This is a genomic window from Streptomyces sp. P17 (genome assembly GCF_032436805.1).
Lineage (GTDB): Bacteria > Actinomycetota > Actinomycetes > Streptomycetales > Streptomycetaceae > Streptomyces.
Genome location: NZ_JAVRBF010000447.1, coordinates 1 through 359 on the forward strand (window position 1 = coordinate 1; position 359 = coordinate 359).

The 359-nt window shown below is 63.8% G+C and carries 1 protein-coding gene; it reads left to right on the forward strand.

What is annotated here, in order from left to right:
* A partial coding sequence (locus RMT89_RS41665) for a hypothetical protein (protein WP_315888961.1) occupies window positions 1–345 on the forward strand: 345 nt, incomplete at its 5' end.
* Window positions 346–359: the final 14 nt, after the last annotated feature.

Genomic DNA, 359 nt, shown 5'->3' on the forward strand with positions numbered 1-359 from the left:
CTGGCCCGTCGCGCCCTGCCTCCGGTAACGCCTGCCGCACATGTGGTGCCGCTCGGTTTTCAGGGGCGCGCGCCGATTGCGTCTGCCGGGGCATTCATTCAACCGCTCACCGAGGTGATCGGCGTGCTCATTACCATTCGCGGCAATGACCGCACGGGCGAGCGGGCACTGCGCGACCTGCGCCCTTTTCTTCAATCGGTGATCGTGGCGCTGGCGGGCTGGGCGCCGGACGATCAGATCGGCGTGTTCCAGTTCCTGCGCGGCTCAATCGTCTCCATGCGCGAAGGCACCGCCGTCTATCAGCTCGATTTTTCCATCATGGATGAGGTGAGGATTTTCCAATGACCGACCTGCCCCAA